General features: G+C 67.9%; 19 protein-coding genes and 1 pseudogene. 15 read left to right on the forward strand and 5 right to left on the reverse strand.

Annotated features, from left to right (window positions below; translation table 11 throughout):
- The first annotated feature begins 3 nt into the window (after positions 1-3).
- The 11 genes from AC5P9I_RS03610 (at position 4) to AC5P9I_RS03660 (ending at position 13,856) form a co-directional block, all read left to right on the forward strand.
- A complete protein-coding gene (locus AC5P9I_RS03610) occupies positions 4-1,974 on the forward strand; it encodes a type IV pilus secretin PilQ (RefSeq protein WP_049465698.1) in 1,971 nt (656 codons plus the stop codon).
- A 173-nt stretch (positions 1,975-2,147) separates the two neighbouring features.
- Positions 2,148-3,173: an AAA family ATPase gene (locus AC5P9I_RS03615; RefSeq protein ID WP_049465696.1), complete on the forward strand. Its 1,026-nt coding sequence runs from the start codon at positions 2,148-2,150 to the stop codon at positions 3,171-3,173.
- Positions 3,174-3,181: 8 nt separating this feature from the next.
- Positions 3,182-4,111 (forward strand): DUF58 domain-containing protein, encoded by a 930-nt coding sequence (locus AC5P9I_RS03620; RefSeq protein WP_049465694.1) that lies wholly within the window; start codon positions 3,182-3,184, stop codon positions 4,109-4,111.
- Positions 4,108-4,557, forward strand: a complete 450-nt coding sequence (locus AC5P9I_RS03625; RefSeq protein WP_495229811.1) for a DUF4381 family protein — start codon at positions 4,108-4,110, stop codon at positions 4,555-4,557. The genes AC5P9I_RS03620 and AC5P9I_RS03625 overlap by 4 nt, the downstream gene beginning before the upstream one ends.
- On the forward strand, positions 4,554-5,558 hold the full coding sequence (locus AC5P9I_RS03630; RefSeq protein WP_049465690.1) for a vWA domain-containing protein: 1,005 nt from the start codon (positions 4,554-4,556) through the stop codon (positions 5,556-5,558). The genes AC5P9I_RS03625 and AC5P9I_RS03630 overlap by 4 nt, the downstream gene beginning before the upstream one ends.
- Positions 5,555-7,384, forward strand: coding sequence for a VWA domain-containing protein (locus AC5P9I_RS03635; protein WP_049465688.1), 1,830 nt, complete (start codon positions 5,555-5,557; stop codon positions 7,382-7,384). The genes AC5P9I_RS03630 and AC5P9I_RS03635 overlap by 4 nt, the downstream gene beginning before the upstream one ends.
- A complete protein-coding gene (locus AC5P9I_RS03640; RefSeq protein WP_049465686.1) occupies positions 7,381-9,096 on the forward strand; it encodes a BatD family protein in 1,716 nt (571 codons plus the stop codon). Before AC5P9I_RS03635 ends, AC5P9I_RS03640 begins: the two co-directional genes overlap by 4 nt.
- 57 nt (positions 9,097-9,153) lie before the next feature.
- Positions 9,154-10,473 (forward strand): dicarboxylate/amino acid:cation symporter, encoded by a 1,320-nt coding sequence (locus AC5P9I_RS03645; RefSeq protein ID WP_064239101.1) that lies wholly within the window; start codon positions 9,154-9,156, stop codon positions 10,471-10,473.
- Between the two features lie 475 nt (positions 10,474-10,948).
- A complete protein-coding gene (gene tkt, locus AC5P9I_RS03650) occupies positions 10,949-12,946 on the forward strand; it encodes a transketolase (RefSeq protein WP_049469278.1) in 1,998 nt (665 codons plus the stop codon).
- Between the two features lie 314 nt (positions 12,947-13,260).
- The gene (locus AC5P9I_RS03655; protein WP_032962148.1) at positions 13,261-13,539 is read left to right on the forward strand and encodes a type II toxin-antitoxin system RelE/ParE family toxin; all 279 of its coding nucleotides are present in this window, start codon (positions 13,261-13,263) and stop codon (positions 13,537-13,539) included.
- An 11-nt stretch (positions 13,540-13,550) separates the two neighbouring features.
- Positions 13,551-13,856 carry a HigA family addiction module antitoxin gene (locus AC5P9I_RS03660; protein WP_049465625.1) on the forward strand — a complete coding sequence of 102 codons (306 nt, stop codon included), beginning with the start codon at positions 13,551-13,553 and terminating at the stop codon, positions 13,854-13,856.
- Between the two features lie 87 nt (positions 13,857-13,943).
- Here the strand turns inward: AC5P9I_RS03660 and AC5P9I_RS03665 are convergent, their stop codons facing one another.
- Entirely contained in the window at positions 13,944-15,896 is a 1,953-nt protein-coding gene (locus AC5P9I_RS03665; RefSeq protein WP_049465623.1) for an acetyl-CoA hydrolase/transferase C-terminal domain-containing protein, read from the reverse strand.
- A 34-nt stretch (positions 15,897-15,930) separates the two neighbouring features.
- Positions 15,931-16,488, reverse strand: coding sequence for a flavin reductase family protein (locus AC5P9I_RS03670; RefSeq protein WP_049465621.1), 558 nt, complete (start codon positions 16,486-16,488; stop codon positions 15,931-15,933).
- A gap of 118 nt (positions 16,489-16,606) precedes the next feature.
- Between AC5P9I_RS03670 and AC5P9I_RS03675 the strand changes: the two genes are divergently transcribed.
- The 3 genes and pseudogenes from AC5P9I_RS03675 to AC5P9I_RS03685 all read left to right on the forward strand — a co-directional run bounded on the left by AC5P9I_RS03675 (position 16,607) and on the right by AC5P9I_RS03685 (position 18,766).
- Entirely contained in the window at positions 16,607-16,972 is a 366-nt protein-coding gene (locus AC5P9I_RS03675; protein WP_012481135.1) for a BlaI/MecI/CopY family transcriptional regulator, read from the forward strand.
- A pseudogene (locus tag AC5P9I_RS03680) lies at positions 16,965-18,206 on the forward strand (M56 family metallopeptidase). Before AC5P9I_RS03675 ends, AC5P9I_RS03680 begins: the two are co-directional and overlap by 8 nt.
- The gene (locus AC5P9I_RS03685; RefSeq protein ID WP_049465619.1) at positions 18,203-18,766 is read left to right on the forward strand and encodes a hypothetical protein; all 564 of its coding nucleotides are present in this window, start codon (positions 18,203-18,205) and stop codon (positions 18,764-18,766) included. The pseudogene AC5P9I_RS03680 and the gene AC5P9I_RS03685 overlap by 4 nt, the downstream one beginning before the upstream one ends.
- Before the next feature lie 54 nt (positions 18,767-18,820).
- Here the strand turns inward: AC5P9I_RS03685 and AC5P9I_RS03690 are convergent, their stop codons facing one another.
- From AC5P9I_RS03690 to AC5P9I_RS03700, 3 genes are all read right to left on the reverse strand, one after another.
- Entirely contained in the window at positions 18,821-19,621 is an 801-nt protein-coding gene (locus AC5P9I_RS03690) for an MBL fold metallo-hydrolase (protein ID WP_049465616.1), read from the reverse strand.
- Between the two features lie 11 nt (positions 19,622-19,632).
- On the reverse strand, positions 19,633-20,451 hold the full coding sequence (locus AC5P9I_RS03695; protein WP_049465615.1) for a S1/P1 nuclease: 819 nt from the start codon (positions 20,449-20,451) through the stop codon (positions 19,633-19,635).
- 218 nt (positions 20,452-20,669) lie between these two features.
- Positions 20,670-21,299: an OmpW/AlkL family protein gene (locus AC5P9I_RS03700; RefSeq protein WP_049465611.1), complete on the reverse strand. Its 630-nt coding sequence runs from the start codon at positions 21,297-21,299 to the stop codon at positions 20,670-20,672.
- Between the two features lie 192 nt (positions 21,300-21,491).
- Between AC5P9I_RS03700 and gap the strand changes: the two genes are divergently transcribed.
- Positions 21,492-22,496, forward strand: coding sequence for a type I glyceraldehyde-3-phosphate dehydrogenase (gene gap / locus AC5P9I_RS03705; RefSeq protein ID WP_049465610.1), 1,005 nt, complete (start codon positions 21,492-21,494; stop codon positions 22,494-22,496).
- Positions 22,497-22,499 lie beyond the last annotated feature (3 nt).

The raw sequence follows: 22,499 nt of genomic DNA on the forward strand, positions 1-22,499 counted from the left end.
ACGATGACCTTTCACCAAGCCAAGGGGCTGCGTCCCATCCGGCGCTCTACCTTGAACCGTGTCAGCGCGCTGGGAGTCGCGCTGATGCTGGCCTGCGCTCCGGCGCTGGCCGCCGCACCGGCGGAAAAGCCGGCCGGCACCACCGTGGCACCGGCCGCTGCGCCGGCCGGCCTGTCGGTGGCCAAGATCGATTTCAAGCGTGGCGATGATGGCGCCGGGCGCCTGATCGTGCAGTTCGACGGGCAGGGCGCGATCCCTGACCTGCGCACGCAGGGCAACAGCGTGGTGGTCGACGTCGGCAATGCCCGGCTGCCGGCCAACCTGCAGAAGCCGATGAACGTCACCGACTTCGCCACGCCGGTGCAGCGCATCGACGCCAAGCCGTCGGGCGCCGGCACCCAGCTGGTGCTGAGCACCGGCGGCGCGGTGGAGTCGCTGGCCTACCAGAGCGGCAACGAATACGTGGTCGAGATCAGCCCGCGCCAGGCCCAGCCCGCCGTGGGTGCGGTCACCGCCGGCAGCGTTACCCAGGCGGCCAAGGCCGTCGGCCAGCGCGGCTTCACCGGCAAGCCGGTGACCTTCAACTTCCAGGACGTGCCGGTGCGCACCGTGCTGCAGTTGATCGCCGAGGAGTCCAACCTGAACGTGGTGGCGTCCGACTCGGTGCAGGGCAACGTGACCCTGCGCCTGGTCAATGTGCCGTGGGACCAGGCGCTGGACATCGTCCTGCGCGCCAAGGGCCTGGACAAGCGTCGCGACGGCAGCGTGATCTGGGTGGCGCCGCAGGCCGAACTGGCCAAGTTCGAGCAGGAAAAGGAAGACGCGCGCATCGCCATCGAGAACCGCGAAGACCTGCAGACCGACTACATCCAGATCAACTATCACAGCGCCACGCAGATCTTCAAAGCGCTGACCGAGGCCAAGGGCATCGGTGGCAACGGCGGAGGTGGCAGTGGCGGTGGTGCGGGCAGCACGTCGCAGGAAGACAGTGGCTTCCTGTCCTCGCGTGGTCGCATCGTGGCCGACGAGCGCACCAACACGCTGATGATCAGCGACATCCCGAAGAAGATCGCGCGCATGCGCGAGCTGATCAACGTGATCGACCGCCCGGTTGACCAGGTGCTGATCGAAAGCCGCATCGTCATCGCGACCGACACCTTCGCCCGCGAGCTGGGCGCCAAGTTCGGTGTCAGCGGCAGCCGGGACAACGTGTACTTCAGCGGTGATCTGGACTCCAACCTGAAGACGCGCAACTCGCAGGTGGAAACCGCGGCAGCCAATGCCAAGGCCTACCGTGATTGGCAGGCTGGCGGCAGCGTGGGGCCGGCGCCGGTACCGTCTGCTCCGACCATCACCCGTGGCCTGAACTGGAACCTGCCGGTGGCGGCCGCCAGCAACCCGGGTTCGCTGGCGCTGTCGATCCTCAATGCCGGTTACCTGCTGGACGTGGAGCTGTCGGCCATGCAGCAGGAGTCGCGAGGCGAGGTGATCTCCAATCCGCGCGTGGTCACCACCAACCAGCGCGAAGCGATGATCAAGCAGGGCAAGGAAATCGGCTACGTCACCATCAGTGGCGGTACCGCAGGCGGCGTGGCAACGCCGAACGTGCAGTTCAAGGAAGTGGTGCTGGAGCTGAAGGTTACCCCGACCATCACCAACGACAACCGCGTGTTTCTCAACATGCAGGTGAAGAAGGACGAAGTCGACCAGCTGATCCAGCTGGAAGGCTACGGCACCGTGCCGTCGATCAACCGCCGCGAAGTCAACACCGCGGTACTGGTCGAGGATGGGCAAACCGTGGTGATCGGTGGCGTCTACGAGTTCACCGATCGCAACAGCATCAGCAAGGTGCCGTTCCTGGGCGACGTGCCGTTCCTGGGCAACCTGTTCAAGAAGCGCGGCCGCAACAAGGACAAGGCCGAACTGCTGGTGTTCGTCACCCCGAAGGTGCTGCGCGTGGCCAAGCAGAACTGAGCCGACGCACCGACGTGTTAGAAGAAGGGCCGCCTCGAGCGGCCCTTCTTCGTTTCCACAAGTAGATCCACGCCATGCGTGGATGGGCTGTTCAGCCGTTCTTGATGCCAATCGCAAGGCACCCTGCGATGATGTCGGGAACCCGTGCCGTCCTGCGCCGGTCAAAGGCCCCCATGAACCTGCCACCGCCGATGCCCGAAACCGTCCTGCCGCCGCCCGCGCCGGCCATCTCCCGCCTGCATGCGGCATTCACCCGGTTGCGCGATGCGCTGTCGGCCGAGATCGTCGGCCAGGCGGCTTTGGTGGAACGCCTGCTGATTGCGCTGCTGGCCGACGGCCACCTGCTGGTGGAGGGCGCGCCCGGCCTGGCCAAGACCACGGCGATCCGTGCGCTGGCCTCGCGCCTGGACGCGGATTTCGCCCGCGTGCAGTTCACGCCCGACCTGCTGCCGGCCGACCTCACCGGCACTGAGATCTGGCGCCCGCAGGAAGGCCGTTTCGAGTTCGTGCCCGGCCCGATCTTCCACCCGATCCTGCTGGCCGATGAAATCAACCGCGCGCCAGCCAAGGTGCAGTCGGCGCTGCTGGAAGCCATGGGCGAGCGCCAGGTCACCGTCGGTCGCCACACCTATGCGCTGCCGCCCCTGTTCCTGGTGATGGCCACGCAGAACCCGATCGAGCAGGAAGGCACCTTCCCGTTGCCGGAGGCGCAGCTGGATCGCTTCCTGATGCACGTGCGCATCGGCTACCCGGACCAGGCGGCCGAATCGGAAATCCTGCGGCTGGCCCGAGAGCGTGCGCGTGGCGCATTGGGCGAGGCCGCGCCGGCGCCGGACAAGATGCCGATGCAGGACGTATTCGATGCCCGCCGTGAAGTGCTGGACCTGCACATGGCGCCGGCGCTGGAGCGTTACCTGGTCGAACTGGTGCTGGCCTCGCGCGATCCGTCGCGCTACGACGCCGGCCTGGGCCGCCGCATCGCCTGGGGCGCAAGCCCGCGCGGTTCCATCGCGCTGGAGCGCTGTGCCCGTGCACGTGCCTGGCTGGCCGGTCGCGACTTCGTCACCCCCGATGATGTGCGTGCGGTCGCGGCCGACGTGCTGCGCCATCGCGTGCTGCCCAGCTATGAAGCCACCGCCGAAGGCTGGGACGGCGAGCGCCTGGTGCAGGAGCTGCTGGCCCGGGTGCCGGCACCCTGAGCCTGCGCATGACCGATCGATCCCCGGAACAGGTGCCGTCGTCCGTCGAAGGTGACGGCCTGCGCCCGCAGCTGGCCGAGCTGGTCGCACTGCGGCGCCTGGCCCAGCGCCCGCCACCGCCGCGCCGCGGCCGCACCGGCAACGCCGGCCAGGCGCCATCGCCGCTGCGCGGACGTGGCATGGAATACGCCGAGTCGCGCGAGTACGTGGCCGGTGACGACGCGCGTCACATCGACTGGCGGGTGACCGCGCGTACTGGCCGCGCCCACACCAAGCTGTTCCAGGCCGAGCGCGAGCGGGTCAGCCTGATCGTGGCCGACACCTCGCCTGCGCTGTACTTCGGTACCCGCGTGCGTTTCAAGTCGGTGCAGGCCGCCCGCGCCGGTGCCGTCGCGGCATGGTCGGCGCAGCGCCGTGGCGACCGCGTGGGTGCGCTGCGCGGCAGCGATCGCGAAGCGCCGATCGCCCCCGCAGGCGGGCCACGCGGCGTGCTGCGCGTGCTCGATGCGCTCAGCCGCTGGTATGCACAGCCGCCGTCGGACGATCTGGGCTTGGAGCGCGCGCTGGACCATGCCGCCCGCGTGCTGCGCCCGGGTGCCCGCATGCTGGTGCTGGCCGACCCGCAGCAGGCCATCCGCATTGCGCCGGCGCGCTGGAGCGCGCTGGCCCAGCATCACGATCTCAGCCTGGTGCTGCTGGTCGATCCGTTGGAACTGCAACCGCCCTCGGCGGCGCTGCAGTTCCAGACCGCACAGCAGCGCGTCGGCCTCGATCTGCGTCGCAGCGAGGTGCAGGCGCACTGGCAGGCGCATTTCGTTGAGCCGCTGCAGGAACTGCGCCGCCAGCTCGGCGCGCGCCGGGTCGACGTGCAGGTGCTGTCCACCGATGCGCCCAGCGACGCTTGGCTTGCGCCGTCACCGACCGAGGTACCGGCATGAGTGCCAGCCTGCCGCTGCGTGATGTGCAGCTGCCACCGGCGCCTTCCTGGTGGCCGCCCGCCCCCGGTTACCTGATGATCGGCGCGGCGGCCGTGCTGGTGCTGCTGGTGATCGCCGTGCTGGTGTGGCGGCGTCGCCGCCGTCGCCAGCGCTGGCTGCAGCTGTTCGACCAGGAACTGGCCACCGCCCCGGATGCCACCGCCGAACTGGCGGTGATCGCAGGACTGCTGCGCCGTGCCGCCCGCCATGCTCGGCCGGGCAGCGAATCGCTGCGCGATGACGCCTGGTGGCAACGCCTGGATCCGCAGCGCACGTTGCCTGAAGACCGCCGCAGCCTGTTGGCTGAAGGCGCTTATCGTCCGCGGGTCGACAGCAACGACGTGGCGGCCGTACGCAGCTGGGCGCGCGAGCGCTATCTGGCGATGCTGCTGGAGCGCCGCCGATGAACCTGTGGGCGAGCTACTGGCCATGGCCGGACCTGCAGCTGGCGTGGCCGCTGGCGCTGTTGGCGCTGCCGTTGCCGCTGCTGATGCGCGGGTGGAAGCGTCGTGCAGCGCCGGGCGCCGCACTGCGCGTGCCCTATGCCGCCGCCGAACTGGAAGCGCTGTCCGGTGGTGGTCGCGTCGACGTGTCGTGGCTGCGCACGCTGCTGCTGTGGCTGGGCTGGTGCGCTCTGTGCATCGCGCTGGCACGACCGCAACAGCTCGGCGAAGCCATCACGCCCCCGCAGCAGGGGCGACAAATGATGCTGGCGATGGACGTGTCCGGCAGCATGGGCGAGGGCGACATGGTGCTGGGCGGCCAAGCGGTCGATCGTCTTACCGCAGCCAAAGCCGTGCTTGCCGACTTCCTTGATCGTCGCGCGGGTGACCGCGTCGGCCTGCTGATCTTCGGTGATCGCGCCTACACGCTCACGCCGCTTACTGCCGACCTGGCCAGCGTGCGTGACCAGCTGCGCGACAGCGTGGTCGGCCTGGCCGGGCGCGAGACCGCCATCGGCGATGCCATCGGCCTTGCGGTCAAGCGCCTGCGCAGCCAGCCGGAGGGGCAGCGCGTGCTGATCCTGTTGACCGATGGTGTCAGCAATGCCGGTGTGCTGGAGCCGCTGCGCGCGGCGGAAGTCGCGCGCGCCGAGGGCGTGCGCATCCACACGGTCGCGTTTGGCGGCGATGGCAGCATGCGTCTGTTCGGCATTCCCATTTCCACCGACCAGGATCCGGTCGACGAGGCCACCCTGAAGAAGATCGCCAGCATGACCGGCGGCCAGTTCTTCCGCGCGCGTGATACCGCGCAGCTGGCCGGGATCTACGCCGAGCTTGATCGCCTGGAGCCGGTCGCCGCGAAGGGGCCGAGCCTGCGCCCGCGCGAAGAACGCTATGCCTGGCCGTTGGGGCTGGCGTTGCTGCTGGGCGCACTGGCCTGGCTGTGGCCGGAGCGTCGCCGATGATCGCGTTGGCTTCGAATCTCCCCGACTGGAACGTGCTGCACTTCCTGCGGCCCGAGTGGCTATGGGCGCTGCTGGCGCTGCCGCTGATCCTCGCGCTGGCGCTGTACCGGCAACGGCGCAGTGATGCGTGGCGGCAGGCCGTGGACGCGCACCTGTTGCCACATCTGCTGGCCGCGGGTGCCAAGCGTCGAGTGCGCCTGCCCTGGGCGCTGCTGCTGGGCTGGACACTGGCATCGCTGGCCATGGCCGGGCCGAGCTGGCGGCAGCAGGCGCAGCCGATGTTCCAGGCCAGTGCGCCGCTGCTGGTGGTGCTGGACCTGTCCAGCCGGATCAGCGCAACCGATCTTCCGCCGTCGCGCCTGCTGCAGGCGCGGGCGAAACTGGGCGAGCTGCTGCGCGCGCGCCAGGGAGGACAGGTGGGGCTGGTGGTGTACGCCGATGACGCCTATACCGTCGCACCGCTGACCGACGACGGCAGCAATGTTGCGCTGTATCTGGATGCGTTGTCGCCGGACGTGATGCCACGCGACGGCCAGCGTGCCGACCGCGGCATCGACTGGGCAACACGCTTGATGCGGCAGATCGGTGCCTTGCAGGGGCAGATCCTGCTGGTCAGCGATCAGGCCGATAGTGAAGCGGCACTGGCCGCAGCGCAGGCGCGCAGCCTGGGGTTGCAGGTGTCGGTGCTGGGCCTGGGCACGCCGGCTGGTGCGGCCTACCGCGATGGCAGCGGGCAGATCCGCCAGGCCGCCTTGGACGAGGGCAGCCTGCGCGCAGTGGCCACTGCCGGTGGTGGCCGCTATGCACGCATCGCCGCCGATGACAGCGACCTGCGCGCGCTCGGCGTGCTTGACGCGCGCGACGGCACGGCGGCGCAGCGGCCAGGCGAAGGCAAGCAGTGGCGCGACGAGGGCTTCTGGCTGCTGCCGCCGGTGATGCTGCTGGCATTGCTGGCCTTCCGCCGTCGTGCGGTGCTGGCAGCGGTGCTCGCGATCGGCCTGTTGCCTTGGATGAACGGCGCGCAGGCGCAGGCGCCCACGACGCACGCTTCGCAGCCTGCGCAGGGCACGCTGTGGAAGCGTAGCGACCAGGTGCAGCATCAGCGCCTGGCCGAGGGGGTTCAGGCCTACCGCAAGGGCGACTTCGCCACGGCACGCAGGCAGTTCGAAGGCATCGACAGCGATGCCGGTTGGTACAACCTGGCCAACACGCTGGCACGCGAAGGCAACTACGACGAAGCGATCGCCGCCTACGACCGCGCACTGGCGCTGCATCCGGGCATGGCCGATGCGGTGGCCAACCGCGCCGTGGTCGATGCTGCACGCAAGCGCCGGCAATCCGGTGGCGGCCAGGGCCAGGATCAGCAGACGCCGCCGCAGAAACAACAGGACCGTTCCCAGGGCAAGCAGAATCCGCAGGGACAGCAGCCGCAGCAGGGGCAGAAGGACCCGGGGCAGGGCCAGCCACCGCCAGGGCAGCAGGGCCAGCCCGGGCAGGAGTCCGACAAGGCGCAGTCGAGCCCGCAGCCCGGCCAGCGGAGCCGCGAGGGCCAGCAGGCACCGCCGCAGGTGGAAGATGCCAAGGCACAGGCACAGGCCGACGAACAGCAGCGCCAGCGAATGCAGCAGGCGATGCAGCAGGCACGCGAGGGTGAGGTCGGCAAGGACGGTAAACCGGTACCGGGCAGTGAGGGCCGCACGCCGCGCCAGCGCGAGGAGCAACAAGCGGTAGAGGCGTGGATGCGTCGTGTGCCGGATGATCCGGGCGCGTTGCTGCGAGCCAAGTTCCAGCTGGAAAACGAACGCAGGAAGAGGGAAGGGCGATGACGCGGTCGACGAACATGCACCGGCGCTGGCCGAGGTCGCTGTTGGCAGTGCTGCTGCTGTGGCTGCCGCTGCTGGCGTGGGCGCAGCCGCGTGCCTGGCTCGACCGCGACCGTATCGCAATGGGTGACACGGTCACCCTCAATGTCGAGAGCGACCAGGGTGCGCCTGACTTCACCCCGTTGCGCACCGACTTCGACTTGAGCGGGCAGACCAGCAGCCGCCAGGTGGAGTGGAGCAATGGCAGCATGCAGCAGCGCAACCTGTATGGCGTGGCACTGACGCCACGGCGCAGCGGTGCGCTGGTGGTGCCGGGCCTGCAGGTGGGGAGCACGCGGACTGCGCCGTTGACCCTGCAGGTGGATGCGGCTGCCGTGGCCGGTCCGGACAGCAATGCGATGGCCTTCATCGAAACCGTGGTCGACGACCCGACGCCGTACGTGCAGCAGAGCGTGGGTGTCGTGGTACGGCTGTATTTCGCCTCGCAGCTGGCCTCCGGCGAGCTGGTGCTGGACACCCCGGCGGGCGCGTCATTGCAGCGCGTGGGCGATGACCGCACCGATGTGCGCCAGGTCAATGGCCGCCGCTACAACGTGGTCGAACGGCGTTTCCTGCTGATCCCCGAGCGCAGTGGCGCCTTGCGGCTGGCCGGTGCGCGCTTCAGTGGGCGCAGCGCCGGTGGCTTCTTCGATGACTTCTTCGGCGGCGGCGACGGGCGCATGAATGCTACCGGCGCCGACCGCACCCTGCAGGTGCAGGCCCAGCCGGCACAGGCGCCGCAGCCGTGGCTGCCGCTGCAGAGCCTGCAGCTGCGCTACACCAGTGCGCCGACCCAGGCCCGCACCGGCGAAGCGGCCAACGTGGTCGTCGAGGCGGTGGCCGAAGGCGCGACCCGTGCACAGTTCACCGACCTGCCGGTGCCCGATGTCGGCAACGCCGCGCAGGTGTTCGCGGAACCCGCGCAGTACGAAGAGACGTTCAACGGCAGTACGCCGCGGCTGAAGATCACCCGCCGCTATTCGATCGTGCCGCGCCAGCCGGGATCGCTGGTGGTACCGGGGCCGCGCCTGCCGTGGTGGGATGTGCGCGCGGGGAAGGCACAGGAAGCGACGTTGCCGGACCTGACGCTGGCCGTTGCGGCCGGCAATGGCGGTGGCAGCGCTTCACCCGCACCGCTGCCGCCGATCGACACCGATGCCGCGCTGCCCGGTAGCGATGGACAGGACGCGCGTATCGCGGCAACCGATCCACGCGCCAGTGGCCTGACCGAGCGTCCGTGGCCATGGATGGCGGCGGCCATCGGCCTGGCGCTGCTGTGGCTGCTGACCCTGTTGTGGGGCTGGCAGCGAGGTCGCCGCCCGCGTTCCGCAGCACCGGCAGCCGGCACGCCCGCTGCGCCGGCCGTGGCGACCGGACGTGCCGGCGTGGCCGAACTGCGCCGCGCGCTGGATGGCGAAGATTTCCACGAGGTGGAAGCACGGCTGTGCGCAATGGCCGGGGTCGAGCGCATCGAACAGGTCATCGCGCGGCTGGATGACCCGGTGCAACGCCAGGTGCTGCAGGATCTGCAGCAGGCGCGCTGGGGCGGGCAGGGCGATCCGGGTGCGCTGCGGGCCCGCCTGCGCGGCGCCTTCCGTGACGGACCGCACTGGTCGGCGGCGGCGGGTGCCGCCGACACTGGCCTAGCGCCGCTGTATCCGCCGCGGCGAACCTGAACCGGCGCCGCTTGCGCGCTTTGTTAGAGTGCATTCATTTTTCGAGGAAACCCGCGTATGACAGCAGCTGCTGCCGACAAGAAGAAGTTGCCCCTGCATTGGAAGATGGGCATCGGCTTTGCGATCGGCCTGGTCCTGGGACTGACCGTGCATGCCCTGGGCGGCAGCGTCGGGGGTCTGCAGGCCGGTGCCAAGTGGGTCATGGACTACGTCACCACCCCGGCGTCGGGCCTGTTCCTCAACCTGATCTTCATGCTGATCGTGCCGCTGATCTTCTCGGCGCTGATCATGGGCGTGTCGGAGATGGGCGACATCCGCGCCCTTGGCCGCATCGGCTGGAAGACCCTGGCCTACACCGTGCTGCTGTCGGGCATCGCGGTCGGCATCGGCCTGGTGCTGGTCAACGTGCTCAAGCCGGGCGCGGGCGTGGATCCGCAGACCGCAGCACTGATGCTGTCGGAGAACGCCGAGCGCAGCAAGGAAATCGTCGCCGGCATCCATGGCACGCCGAAGGGCATGGACATGCTGCTGTCGATCGTGCCGAGCAACGTGCTGCAGGCCGCTTCGGACAACGGCGCGATCCTGTCGCTGATGTTCTTCGCGCTGATGTTCGGCATCGGCATGGTGCTGACCGATGATGAGAAGGTCGCACCGCTGCGCCGCGCCATCGAAGGCGTGTTCGAGATTTCGATGACCCTGATCAACCTGGTCATCCGCCTGGCCCCGTACGCCGTGGCCTGCTTCATGTTCAACCTGGCCGCGCTGTTCGGCTTCGAGTTGATCATCCGCCTGGGTGCGTATGTGGGCGTGGTGGTGCTGGCGCTGGGCCTGCACATGATCGTGACCTACGGTACTGCGGTGTGGCTGTCGGGCCGCTCGCCGCTGTCGTTCTTCCGCGATACCCAGGAAGCGACGGTGATGGCGTTCTCCACCGCCTCCAGCAATGCCACCCTGCCCACCGCGCTTCGCGTGGCCGACCAGATGGGCCTGCCGCAGCGCGTATCGCGCTTCGTGCTGACCGTGGGCGCCACCGCCAACCAGAACGGCACCGCACTGTTCGAGGGCGTGACGGTGATCTTCCTGGCCCAGTTCTTCGGCGTGGACCTGAGCATCGGCCAGCAGTTCATGGTGATGGCGGTCTGCATCCTCGGCGGCATCGGCACCGCCGGCGTTCCGTCGGGTTCGCTGCCGGTGGTGGCGATGATCTGCGCGATGGTCGGCGTGAACCCGCTGGGCATCGGCCTGATCCTGGGCGTGAACCACTTCCTGGACATGTGCCGTACCGCGCTGAACGTGACCGGCGACCTGGCCCTGACCACGCTGGTGGCCAAGGGCGAGTCCCACGATGGCCCGGCCCTGGCGCCGCACCAGGACTGAGTCCAACGCCCCGCCCCCGTACTCCGGGGGCGGGTAGTGCCGGCCGCTGGCCGGGTACGCGTCATCGCATGCGCGCTGCCGCTCCCACGTTTCGCGATGCGAATCGCGGGCCCCCCTTATCGGCCTCCACACCCCCGCGCCTATGGCGCAGCCCCCGGACTCCGGGGGCGGGTAGTGCCGGCCGCTGGCCGGGTACGCGTCATCGCATGCGCGCTGCCGCTCCCACGTTTCGCGATGCGAATCGCGGGCCCCCCTTATCGGCCTCCACACCCCCCGCGCCTATGGCGCAGCCCCCGGACTCCGGGGGCGGGTAGTGCCGGCCGCTGGCCGGCAACTACATGATCTTCATCGAATTCTGCGCAACTGCCGGCCAGCGGCCGGCACGACCGGGCAAGGTGAACTGACCCCCGCCCGGTGACTATGGGACAATAGGCCGCCCGCACGTCCGCGGCCGCCTCCCGATTCCGACAGAACCATGACGCAGCCTACCCGTCGCCAGTTGGCCAACGCCATCCGCTTCCTTGCCGCCGATGCGGTTGAAACCGCAAAGTCCGGCCACCCCGGCATGCCCATGGGCATGGCCGACATCGCCGAAGTCCTCTGGAACGACTACCTCCGCCATAACCCGAGCAACCCGCACTGGTTCAACCGCGACCGTTTCGTGCTGTCCAACGGCCACGGTTCGATGCTGCAGTACGCACTGCTGCACCTGAGCGGTTATGACCTGCCGATCGAGCAGCTGAAACTGTTCCGCCAGCTGGGCAGCCACACCGCCGGCCACCCGGAGCGTCATGAGACCCCGGGCGTGGAAACCACCACCGGTCCGCTGGGCCAGGGTTTCGCCAATGCCGTGGGCTTCGCCCTGGCCGAGAAGCTGCTGGCTCAGCGCTTCAACCGCCCGGAGCTGGAAGTGGTCGACCACCGCACCTGGGTGTTCATGGGCGATGGCTGCCTGATGGAAGGCGTGTCGCACGAAGCCGCGTCGCTGGCCGGTACCTGGGGCCTGCACAAGCTGGTCTGCTTCTGGGACAACAACCACATCTCCATCGACGGCAACGTCGAGGGCTGGTTCACCGACAATACCCCGGAGCGTTTCGAGGCCTATGGCTGGAACGTGGTCCGCGACGTCGATGGCCACGACCCGGAGAGCATCAAGGCCGGCATCGAGGCCGCGCTGTCGCAGAGCGACAAGCCGACCCTGATCTGCTGCCGCACCACCATCGGGTTTGGTTCGCCGAACAAGGCGGGCAAGGAATCCAGCCACGGCGCACCGCTGGGCAAGGACGAGCTGGAAGCCACCCGCAAGCAGCTGGGCTGGGAATACGGCCCGTTCGAGATCCCGCAGGCGATCTACGACGGCTGGCGTGCCAACGGCGCCGGCACCCTGCGCCAGGCCGAGTGGGAGCAGCTGTTCGACAAGTACGCCAGCCAGTATCCGGCGGAAGCGGCCGAGCTGACCCGTCGCTCGCACGGCGAACTGCCGGCCGACTTCGTTGGCAAGGCCGATGCCTACATCGCCCAGGTGGCCGCTGAAGGCCCGACGATCGCTTCGCGCAAGGCCTCGCAGCTGGCCATCGAAGCCTTCGCCCCGCTGCTGCCGGAAATCGTCGGCGGCTCGGCCGACCTGGCGCACTCCAACCTGACCCTCTGGAAGGGCAGCAAATCGGTTGCCAGCGACGACGCCAACGCCAACTACGTGTATTACGGCGTGCGCGAGTTCGGCATGACCGCCATCGCCAACGGCCTGGCCCTGCACGGTGGCTTCATTCCGTTCGACGCCACCTTCCTGGTGTTCAGCGACTACGCCCGCAACGGCGTGCGCATGAGCGCGCTGATCCCGGCCCACGCCATCCACGTCTACACCCACGACTCGATCGGCCTGGGCGAAGACGGCCCGACCCACCAGCCGGTGGAGCACCTGGCCTCGCTGCGCTACATCCCGAACAACGACGTGTGGCGTCCGTGCGATGCGGTCGAGTCGGCGGTGAGCTGGAAGGCCGCGATCACCCGCCAGGATGGCCCGAGCTGCCTGGTGTTCAGCCGCCAGAACCTGCCGCACCAGCCGCGCAGCGCCGAGCAGATCAAGCAGATCGAGCGCGGCGGCTACGTGCTGGCTGATGCCGCCGGTACCCCGGACGTGATCCTGATCGCCACCGGTTCGGAAGTCTCGCTGGCCACCGAAGCCAAGGCCCAGCTGGATGCGGCCGGTATCAAGACCCGCGTGGTCTCGATGCCGTCTACCGATGTGTTCCTGCGCCAGGATGCGGCCTACCGTGAAGCGGTGCTGCCGAATGCAGTGCGCAAGCGCGTGGCGGTGGAAGCCGGCGTCACCGGTTTCTGGCGCCAGTTCGTCGGCCTGGACGGTGCGGTGATCGGTATCGACACCTTCGGTGCCTCGGCTCCGGCAGACCAGCTGTACAAGCACTTCGGCATCACCACCGCCCACGTGGTGGAAGCGGCCAAGTCGCTGTAAGCCGCTTCGCGGTGCAATGAAGGAAAGGCCGGCGCACGCCGGCCTTTCCCGTTCTCCAGACCAAAAAAAGGGGACGGAGGGGATCAAGTCGTGTGTGCACACACGACTTGATCCCCTCCGTCCCCTTTTCCTCTGCTCGGCCCGTTCCGCCCGGCGGTGCTGCTGTCGCGTTGGCCTCTTCATCTGATCTGCGTTCTCTGCGAAAAGGAGGGCCGGCCGAGGCACCCCTCAGAAGTAGTCATGGACAAGACGCGCGGCGCAGAAAACCACGGTGGATTTGCGGGGTGTAAGGTGATGCCTTACACTGTCGTCGCATGATCGTCAGCTTCAGGCACAAAGGCCTGAAGGCGCTCTATGAGCGGGGCGACATTTCCGGAGTCCGTGCCGATCATGTGGCTCGATTGCGGCGTTTGCTTCTGCAGCTGGATCAGGCCCGTCTGCCTGGGGACATGGGGCTGCCCGGAAATCGCCTGCACCCCCTGCGCGGGAGCTATAGCGGCTACTGGGCGGTAAGTGTCTCGGCGAGTTGGCGATTGGTGTTCCGCTTTCGTGGGCTCGACGTCGAACTGGTCGATTACCTTGATTACCACTAGGAGTCTGCTCGATGCCGTTGCATGATCCGCCGCATCCCGGGGAATCGCTGCGAGAAGATATCCTGCCGGCGATCAGTATGTCGATCAGTGCGCTGGCACAGCATCTCGGCTATTCGCGCGGCCAGCTGTCGACGATCATCAACGGGCACGCCGGCATTTCCGCAGAACTCGCATTCCGCCTTGAGCTTGCAGGTCTGGGCAATGCTCGCATGTGGCTCGCGATGCAGGCGGCATACGATCTGTGGCAGGTCGAGCATCGAGCGCATCCACCGATTGCCCGCCTGTATCTGGAGGATTCAGTGAGGAGCGGACAGTAGCTCCACGTCATGCGTGGATGAAAAAAGGGGACGGAGGGGATTAAGTCGCATGTGCACATACGACTTAATCCCCTCCGTCCCCTTTTTTCAGGCAGTGCGCGCCAGTGCCAGGCGCAGCAGTCGCGCGTCCAGACGCTCTGCGAAATCCTTCGGCGCCTGCAGGCCCATGCGCTGCAGGTACACCGCATCGCCGTCGCCTGCCGGTTGGCGCAGCGCTGCCCAGACGGTACGCAGCTTGCCGGCGCGGGTCTGCGTATTGGCCTTCAGCCAGGCCAGCGCCTTCACCAGCACCTGCTCGATCTCGTTGAAATCGCTGCCCAGCGGATAGTCGGGCAGGCTGCCATCGGCGCGGAACGGGGCCAACGCCGCTGCCAGCGCCTGCGGCGTGTTGCGCTGCTGGCGCGCCGGGTCCGGTTGCGCGGCCGCCAGCAGCTTGCGCGAGGCCTGCGCCTGCTGCAGCAGCTCATCCTGGAACGGCGCCTCGGTGATCGCGATCATTGCGTGCACGCAGTCCTCGTCGGTCAGCCCGCGCAGGTCGGCGATGCCGTATTCGTTGAGGTAGATGTCACGCAGGTGGCGCGGGATGGTGGTGTGCCCGTAGTTCCAGCGCACGTTGGATGCGCGCTGGCCCTTGTCATCGCGCGCGGCGCGGAACATCAGCACGCTGCGCGCTTCCGGCAGCGCATGTGCCATCGCCACGAAGTTGTACTGGCCGCCCACACCGGATACCACGCGTCCATCGTCCAGCGCGTCCGACACCGCCGCGCCCAGCGCGGTGGCCATCATGCAGGAGTTGAAGAAGCGCGCATGGCGGCGCTGCAGGCGTTCCAGCGTCTCGTTGCCACCGTACAGCTGGTTGATCTCGCTGATGCGGCGCATGCCGATCGCGCGGCATTCGTCTTCCGGCAGCGTGCGCAGCCACTCGTAGAATTCCGGCGAGCCCAGGTAGAACGCGCCGTGCAGGTACTCACCCTCGGCGGCCAGGGTGGCGTGGTCGATCGACAACGTGCTGCCGTTCTCGATGCGCTGCATCAGCGCCAGGTCGTCGTGCACCTTGCGCTTGATCACCCCGGTCTGCACCAGCCGCCGGAAGCCTTCGTTGAGCATCTCGCTGCAGCCGTACAGGCCCACCTCGAACGGATCCAGCCCGCCGATTTCCTGCACCAGCGGGTGGCTGGCCAGCTGCGGATCCAGCGCGTGCAGCACGCGGCGGTAGCGCGCGTTGTCGGTGTGGCGCAGCACCAGTGCATGGCTGAGTGCATCGGCCAGCGTGCCGATGCCGATCTGCAGGGTGCCGCCGTCCCTTACCAGCGTGCTGGCGTACAGGCCGATGGCGTAGTCGGCATCGCCGACCGGTTGCCGCGGCAGCCCGAACAGCGCCGGATACGGCGGCGGCGGGGTAATCACCAGATCGAAGAACGAGACATCGACCGTGGCCGAGCCGCCCAGGTAGGGCAGCTGGGGATCGATCTCGGCGATCAGCAGCGGACGCGGCAGGCCACGGGCGGTCATTGCATCCAGGGTGTCCTGGGTGATGTCGTTGTTGCACGAAAGCGAAAGCCGGCGGTCGTTCGGGCGCATCGCCACCTTCTGCACGATCACCTGCGGTGCGCGCTGCGCGACCGCGTCGGCGGCATGGGTGTAGTTCAGGCTGGTATAGCTGGACTGCGCCTGCCGTGAGCCTAGCAGGGCACCGGACTGCATGTAGAACTCTTCCACCTGCACATGGGCTGGCAGCGCATCGCGCGCGATCGCATCGGCATAGGCCAGGCGCGGGAAATCATCGCCGAAATGGCGCTGCGCGAACGGCGCCAGGAAGCGCGCTTCCAGGCCGTTGCCCCGCGCCTTCGGCGGATTCAGCGACAACGCGGTATACAGCTGCAGCGGCCGCGAAGGATCATGTTCGACGCGTGCGTAGAGGACATTGAGCAGCCGATGCGGCTTGCCCAGTGCCAGCGGTGCCCCGATCCGCAGCGGCCCGTCCACGCGCGCAAACAACCAATCGACGGCGGCGTCCAGGTCGGTGAGGTGTTCGGTCATGCGCGGCGGTCCTGCGTGTGGGGGAGTGCGGGCATTACAGCATGTCGGGCTTGAACCGCCGTCGACGCGAGACTTCCGCGCCGGACACCATGAACTGCCCATCGCCGCGGTAATGCACCGTGCGCGGCAGTTTCGGCCGGGGCGCAACATGGGCGCGCACGATTTCCCAGACAAACAGATTGCTCAACGCCACCTGGCTGTCGTCGTACAACCGGCATTCGAAGCACGAATGGCATTGGCCAACCAGCGGCGCGCCGACCTCGCGCGCGGGCAGCGCATCGAGCTCGAAACGGGCGAACTTGTCGACCTCGCGGCCGCTGCAGTTGCCGATATCCACCACGGTATCGAGCAGTTCCACCCCGGGCACGTTGATCACGCACTCGCCGCTGCCACGCGCCAGCGCATGACTGTGGTTGGCGTCCCACAGGTAGGTGGCGACCAGCGAAGGCGAGAAGCCCATCACCATGTGCCAGCCCATCGTTATCAGGTTGCGCTGGCCGCGCCAAGCGGTACTGACCAGCACGATCGGGCCGGGTTCGAGGAAGCGGCGGGCCTGCTCGACCGGGAAATCCTTCTTGGGCAGCGCTTTCATCCGGGGCCCTGGGCGGGAGGGATCGATGCTGGCGCAGCCGGGATGAACCTGGAGTCGAGGGGCTTGACAGGTGGTTCGATTACGCGCGTAATCGGATCATCGATTACGGATGTAAACCATGACCCCGATCAGCGAAGCCGAAGCCGTTGTGATGGAGGTGCTGTGGCAGCAGGCACCGCGTAGTGCCGACGAAGTGGTCGCCGCGCTGGCCCACCGCGATTGGGCCGAGCCGACCATCAAGACCCTGCTCAACCGCCTGCTGACCAAGGGCGCGATCGCCGCCGAGCGCGATGGCCGGCGCTACCTGTACCGGCCGCTGCTGCAGCGCCAGGCGTGGGTGGAGGCGCAGAGCCAGGACTTCATCGGCCGTGTCTTCGAAGGGCGCGTGGCGCCGCTGGTGGCGCACTTCAGCGAGCGCGGCCAGCTGAGCGCACAGGACATCGCCGAACTGAAGAAGCTGATCCAGGAGCTGGACCATGACTGAGCTGCTCGACGGACTGTGGCAGGCCAGCCTGTGGCTGGCAGCGGGCGTAGCCCTGCTGACGCTGATGCGGCCATTGCTGGTGCGATTGGGCGGCGCTGGGCTGGCCTACCGCAGCTGGTGGCTGCTGCCGCTGCTGCTGGTGGCCCTGCTGCTGCCGTTGCCGCGGGCTGCGTTGTTGCAGCAGGTACCCACGCTGCCGCTGAAAGTAATGCCCGGTGCCATCGATGCCCTGAACGGGCCGTCGTTGCCATGGGCCGGGCTGCTGCTGGCGCTATGGGCACTGGGCATGGGCCTCTGCCTGCTGCGCGACCTGCGCGCGCAGCGTCGTTTCCAACGGCGGATGGGCTCACTGAAGCCGCGCGCCGATGGCAGCTGGCAGGCCAGTGGTGACCCAGGCCTGCCAGCGCTGGTTGGCCTGTGGCGGCCGCGCATCGTGGTGGGCCCGGACTTCGATCAGCAGTTCAGCGCACAGGAGCAGGGACTGATCCTGCAGCACGAGCGCAGCCACCGTCGCAATGGTGATCACTGGGCCAACGGCGCGTTGCTGCTGGCGCGAGCGGTGTTCTGGTTTCACCCGCTGCTGCCATGAGCCGCACGCCGCTTCCTGCGCGACCAGGAGCTGGCCTGTGATGCCCGCACCATCGCCCCGCAGCCTGCGCTGCGCGGCCTCTACGCCAGCACGCTGCTGAAGGCGCAGCTGGTTCACCCGGTTGCGCCAGCGGTCTGCCATTGGCGCAGCCAACCCGTGTTGAAGGAGCGTATCGCCATGTTGAAGCAGTCCAAGCGGAAGGCACTGCCGTGGGTGTCCGGTCAGGTGCTGGTGGTCGGGTTGTGCGTGGGAATGGGAGCGGTGGCGTGGGCCAGCCAGGGCAGTGCGGTAGGAAGCCCAAGGATCGGTGTCGAGCCGTTCGAGCACGCGGAAGCGGATGCGGCCAAGGCGGGGCTGGACCGTCCGATCCAGGTCGACAGGATGCCACCGCCGTCCTATCCGAAATCCGCGTTCGAGCAGCGCCAGGTCGGCGTGGTGAACCTACGCGTGGAGGTGGATGCGCAGGGGCGTCCCAGCGATGTCCGCGTGCTCAGTGCCACCAATCCGGGCGTGTTCGATGCGGTGTCGATCGCTGCGGCACGCAGCTGGACCTATCGGCCGGCGATGAAGAATGGCAAACCGGTAGCCGCTGCCGTACGCATTCCGATCACCTATGCCATGGACGATACCGGGGAAACCCAGTGAAGTCCGCGCCGCTGATCATGGCGGCAGCGTTGCTGGTGGGGTGTGCGAGCCAGGACCGCCTGACCACCGTCGATACGCGCAGTGAGAATGTCGGCCACCAACGCCTGCAGCCGCAGGCGGGCGGCGGCAGTGGGCAGCTGCAGGTGTACTCGCTGGGTGCGACCGAAGGCTACCGGATGCCGCAGCTGTACGCGGCACCGGACCCGGAGGTCGGCGATCGTGACCCCCGCGCGGAACTGGCGCCGACGACCATCTGCCTGCAGGTGGTGGTGGATGCGGAGGGCAGCGTTGAGCGCAGCATCCCGCTGACCGACCGCAGCGAATGCAGTGCGGGCGAGACACCAGACAATGCGCCCCTGCTGCAGGCCGCGCAGGAGGCCGTGGCGATGTGGAAGTACTCGCCCGCTGCGGTCTGCCACTTCGCGGCGGGAAGGGTGCCTGCCGATCGCGGTGACTGCCGCAGCGCCGAGCGCGTCGAACCGGTGGCGGTCACCCTGCAGTACGCCTTCACCTTCGAGATCGTGAAGGGCCGCCACGTGGTGCGCACGCAGGGGAAGTGATCGTTTGCGATGAAGGGAGCGCCGGGCCATGCCCGGCGGGCACAGCGATGGCGATCAGGCCCCGCCCTGGATGTTGGCCTTTACTGCGGGCTGCATCAGTGCTGGCTCGTCCAGCGTGGCATCGCGGGCCTGGCGCACGCTGACGAACTCCGCCTCGGCCACGCCCTCGTGCACGTGGATGTTGTGCGCGCGCTGTTCGCCGATGGTGGTTTCATTGGCGAACCCGCGGCCACCCGGACCGTAGTCGTGGCAGACGAACACGCGGGTGGCGTCGGGCAGTGCGAGCAGGCGCTGGATCGAGCGGTACAGCTGCGCGGCGTCGCCGCCGGGGAAATCGCAGCGGGCGGTGCCGCCATCGGGCATGAACAGCGAGTCGCCGGTGAACAGCGCATCGCCGATCAGGTAGGCGATGCTGTCGCTGGTATGGCCGGGTACGGCGATCACCTGGCAGCGCTGTTCGCCCAGAGCGAAGATTTCGCCATCGCTGAACAGGTGATCGAAGATTTCATCTGCCGCAGGAAGCTGCAGGCCGTAGCGCGGCGCAAAGGTGGCCTGCACCGCGCGGATGCCTTCGCCGATGGCCAGCGTGGCCTGCGGGAAACGTTGCTTCAGGCGGCGCCCGGCCGACACATGGTCGGCATGGGCATGGGTCTCCAGCAGCCAGCGCAGCTGCAGGCCGTGCTGTTCGATGGCCTGCAACGCGGCATGCAGCGGCGCTTCACTGCTGGCGTCGGTATCCGGGTCGTAGTCCAGCACCGGGTCGATCAGCGCTGCCTCGCCACTGCCCGGGTCGCTGACCAGATAGCTGAAGGTGTTGCTGTCACGGTGGAAGAACGACTGCACCTGGACCGACATCGGAATGCTCCTCAGCGCGTGCCGAGCACGCGGTTCAGCAACTGCGCCAGGTTCTCACCGGCCAGTCGCAGCTGCGCTTCGGCCAGCGGCCGGTAGCGCTCGGTGTATTCGTCACCGATTTTACGCGTGGCCGGATAAACGCCAGCTTGCATGGAGATGCGGCAGCTGGCCTCGGCCCACGTCTGCGGGTCGCGCTGCGGGTTGGACTGCCGCGCCAGCTTCGGCGCGCGCTGGCTCTGCAGCACCGGCAGGTAGCCGGCATCGTCCAGCTTGCGGGTGTTGAGCATGCCGCTGTCCCACAGCGAGTGCAGGTTGGTACCGCGGCTGCCGAACTGCAGCTGGAAGTCGTTGCCGCCCTTGTCGTGGGCATAGCCGGCGTGCATCGGCTGGTGGATGTCGCCGACCAGGTGCACGACGAACTTCAGTGCCTGCAGGCGCTCGCCGTCGGTCAGGCTGCGGTCGCCGAGGATGGCGCTCTGCGCCTTGAGGGCTTCGACGATGCAGTTGCCGTTCTTGCAGTGTTTCGGTGCTTCGTAGTGGCAGTCGTCTTCGGCGATGTTGACGTAGTGCCAGCCCGCCGAGCGACGGCCCAGGCCCGGGTCCTTGGCGCGCAGCTGGTCGGCCCAGGGCGCGATGCTGGCCAGGGTGGCGTCCGGTTCGGTGGCCAGCAGGCGGTCCACTTCGGCGCGGGCGGCGGGGTTGAGGCGGGCGTCGGCGACTTCGGCAACCAGGCGGTGGCCTTGCGCGCCCCAGGCGTGGGCAGGGGCGGCGACGGACAGCAGGGCCGGCGCCAGGGCGGCGGCGAGGAACAGGGAGTGCAGGGCTTTCATGCGCCCATTCTAGCGGGGTAGGTGGATTGAAGAGCGGCGCGTTCCTGTTCCGAAGTGGGAGCGCAGCGGAAGGGGCGGCGCTCCCCGCCTCGCCCCAGCACCGGAAATGCTTCCGTCCCAGGAACAAAAAAGCCCCGGCAATCACCGAGGCAACATGCTGCGAGGGTTTTGCGTGTGGCGGGGGAGCGGGGGCGAAGCCCCCGCGTTCAACACTCCGCTTAGAACTTGAAGACGTACGACGCGCCGTAGACCAGCGGATCGATGTTGACCGTGCCGATCTTCTCGCCGTTCAACTTCACCTTGCTGTCGATGTCGATCCAGCGCATGTCCACGCGCAGGGCACCCTTCTCGCCGATCGCGAAGTCCACGCCGGCGTGTGCCGCCAGGCCCCACGAATCCTGCAGCTTCAGCTTGCTGCCGGCCAGCGCGCCAGTGGTGTCTTCGCTGAAGAAGGTGGTGTAGTTCACGCCCGCACCGATGAACGGCGACACCTTGCCCTTGCTGTTGAAGTGGTACTGCAGGGTCACCACCGGCGGCAGCTGCTTGGTGCTGCCGACGCGGCCCAGGCCGTTGATGTTGATGTCGTGCTTGAACGGCAGTGCGGCCAGCACTTCGATGCCCAGGTTGTCAGCGATGAAGTACTCGCCGGTGATGGTCGGCTTCACGTCGTTGTCGACGTCGACCTTCAGGGTGCCGCCGGCCAGCCAGCCGTTGTTCGACTTCGGTGCCACCTGGTGCACGCCGGCCGAAACGGTCCAGTCGCCCTTTGACTGGGCCATGGCCGGGGCGGCGGCGAGGGACAGGGCGGCGGCCAGGCTGGCCACGATCAGGGGGGAGGTCTTGCGCATGGGGGTGTTCTCGTTGCTGGGTGGATGGCGACAGTCTCGGCCTCACGCCGCGCTAACGCTTTGATCCGGATCAAATCCTGTCCGTGGGCCGGCCGGCGGTCCCGGCTGGCCCACGGTGGCCAGCGGCGGTTTGCTAGACTTGTGGGCCCTATCCATCCCGCCGCACCTGTCGCGGCCGCAGGAGCTTGAGAAATGGCAATCAAGGTTGGTATCAACGGTTTCGGTCGCATCGGGCGTAACGTCCTGCGCTCGGCGGTGCTGAACTTCGGCGACGACATCGAAATCGTGGCCATCAACGATCTGCTGGAGCCGGACTACCTGGCGTACATGCTCAAGTACGACTCCGTGCACGGCCGCTTCAAGGCCGACGTGGCGGTGCAGGGCAACGACCTGCTGGTCAACGGCAAGAAGATCCGCCTGACCCAGGAACGCGACCCGGCCAACCTGAAGTGGGATGAAGTCGGCGCCGACGTGGTGCTGGAAGCCACCGGCCTGTTCCTGACCAAGGAAACCGCGCAGAAGCACATCGATGCCGGCGCCAAGAAGGTCATCATGTCCGCCCCGTCGAAGGACGACACGCCGATGTTCGTGTTCGGCGTGAACGACAAGACCTACGCCGGCCAGGCGATCATCTCCAACGCGTCGTGCACCACCAACTGCCTGGCCCCGCTGGCCAAGGTGATCAACGACAAGTGGGGCATCAAGCGCGGCCTGATGACCACCGTGCATGCGGCCACTGCCACCCAGAAGACCGTTGACGGCCCGTCCAACAAGGACTGGCGCGGCGGCCGTGGCATCCTGGAGAACATCATTCCCTCGTCCACCGGTGCGGCCAAGGCCGTCGGCGTGGTCATCCCGGAACTGAACAAGAAGCTGACCGGCATGAGCTTCCGCGTGCCGACCTCGGACGTGTCGGTGGTCGACCTGACCGTCGAGCTGGAAAAGGAAGCCACCTACGCCGAGATCTGCGCCGAAGTGAAGGCACAGAGCGAAGGCCCGCTGAAGGGCATCCTGGGCTACACCGAAGACAAGGTCGTGGCTACCGATTTCCGCGGTGAAACCTGCACCTCGGTGTTCGACGCCGATGCCGGCATCGCCCTGGACGGCACCTTCGTCAAGCTGGTGACCTGGTACGACAACGAGTGGGGCTACTCCAACAAGTGCCTGGAGATGGCCAAGGTCATCGCCGCCAAGTAAGGC

This window comes from Stenotrophomonas sp. YJH_SMC_29 (assembly GCF_059371235.1).

Excerpts from the sequence above, each read along its gene's own strand:
- AC5P9I_RS03610 (WP_049465698.1), top strand. The coding sequence starts at position 4 with ATGACCTTTCACCAAGCCAAGGGGCTGCGTCCCATCCGGCGCTCTACC.
- AC5P9I_RS03615 (WP_049465696.1), top strand. The coding sequence starts at position 2,148 with ATGAACCTGCCACCGCCGATGCCCGAAACCGTCCTGCCGCCGCCCGCG.
- AC5P9I_RS03620 (WP_049465694.1), top strand. The coding sequence starts at position 3,182 with ATGACCGATCGATCCCCGGAACAGGTGCCGTCGTCCGTCGAAGGTGAC.
- AC5P9I_RS03625 (WP_495229811.1), top strand. The coding sequence starts at position 4,108 with ATGAGTGCCAGCCTGCCGCTGCGTGATGTGCAGCTGCCACCGGCGCCT.
- AC5P9I_RS03630 (WP_049465690.1), top strand. The coding sequence starts at position 4,554 with ATGAACCTGTGGGCGAGCTACTGGCCATGGCCGGACCTGCAGCTGGCG.
- AC5P9I_RS03635 (WP_049465688.1), top strand. The coding sequence starts at position 5,555 with ATGATCGCGTTGGCTTCGAATCTCCCCGACTGGAACGTGCTGCACTTC.
- AC5P9I_RS03640 (WP_049465686.1), top strand. The coding sequence starts at position 7,381 with ATGACGCGGTCGACGAACATGCACCGGCGCTGGCCGAGGTCGCTGTTG.
- AC5P9I_RS03645 (WP_064239101.1), top strand. The coding sequence starts at position 9,154 with ATGACAGCAGCTGCTGCCGACAAGAAGAAGTTGCCCCTGCATTGGAAG.
- tkt (WP_049469278.1), top strand. The coding sequence starts at position 10,949 with ATGACGCAGCCTACCCGTCGCCAGTTGGCCAACGCCATCCGCTTCCTT.
- AC5P9I_RS03655 (WP_032962148.1), top strand. The coding sequence starts at position 13,261 with ATGATCGTCAGCTTCAGGCACAAAGGCCTGAAGGCGCTCTATGAGCGG.
- AC5P9I_RS03660 (WP_049465625.1), top strand. The coding sequence starts at position 13,551 with ATGCCGTTGCATGATCCGCCGCATCCCGGGGAATCGCTGCGAGAAGAT.
- AC5P9I_RS03665 (WP_049465623.1), bottom strand. The coding sequence starts at position 15,896 with ATGACCGAACACCTCACCGACCTGGACGCCGCCGTCGATTGGTTGTTT.
- AC5P9I_RS03670 (WP_049465621.1), bottom strand. The coding sequence starts at position 16,488 with ATGAAAGCGCTGCCCAAGAAGGATTTCCCGGTCGAGCAGGCCCGCCGC.
- AC5P9I_RS03675 (WP_012481135.1), top strand. The coding sequence starts at position 16,607 with ATGACCCCGATCAGCGAAGCCGAAGCCGTTGTGATGGAGGTGCTGTGG.
- AC5P9I_RS03690 (WP_049465616.1), bottom strand. The coding sequence starts at position 19,621 with ATGTCGGTCCAGGTGCAGTCGTTCTTCCACCGTGACAGCAACACCTTC.
- AC5P9I_RS03695 (WP_049465615.1), bottom strand. The coding sequence starts at position 20,451 with ATGAAAGCCCTGCACTCCCTGTTCCTCGCCGCCGCCCTGGCGCCGGCC.
- AC5P9I_RS03700 (WP_049465611.1), bottom strand. The coding sequence starts at position 21,299 with ATGCGCAAGACCTCCCCCCTGATCGTGGCCAGCCTGGCCGCCGCCCTG.
- gap (WP_049465610.1), top strand. The coding sequence starts at position 21,492 with ATGGCAATCAAGGTTGGTATCAACGGTTTCGGTCGCATCGGGCGTAAC.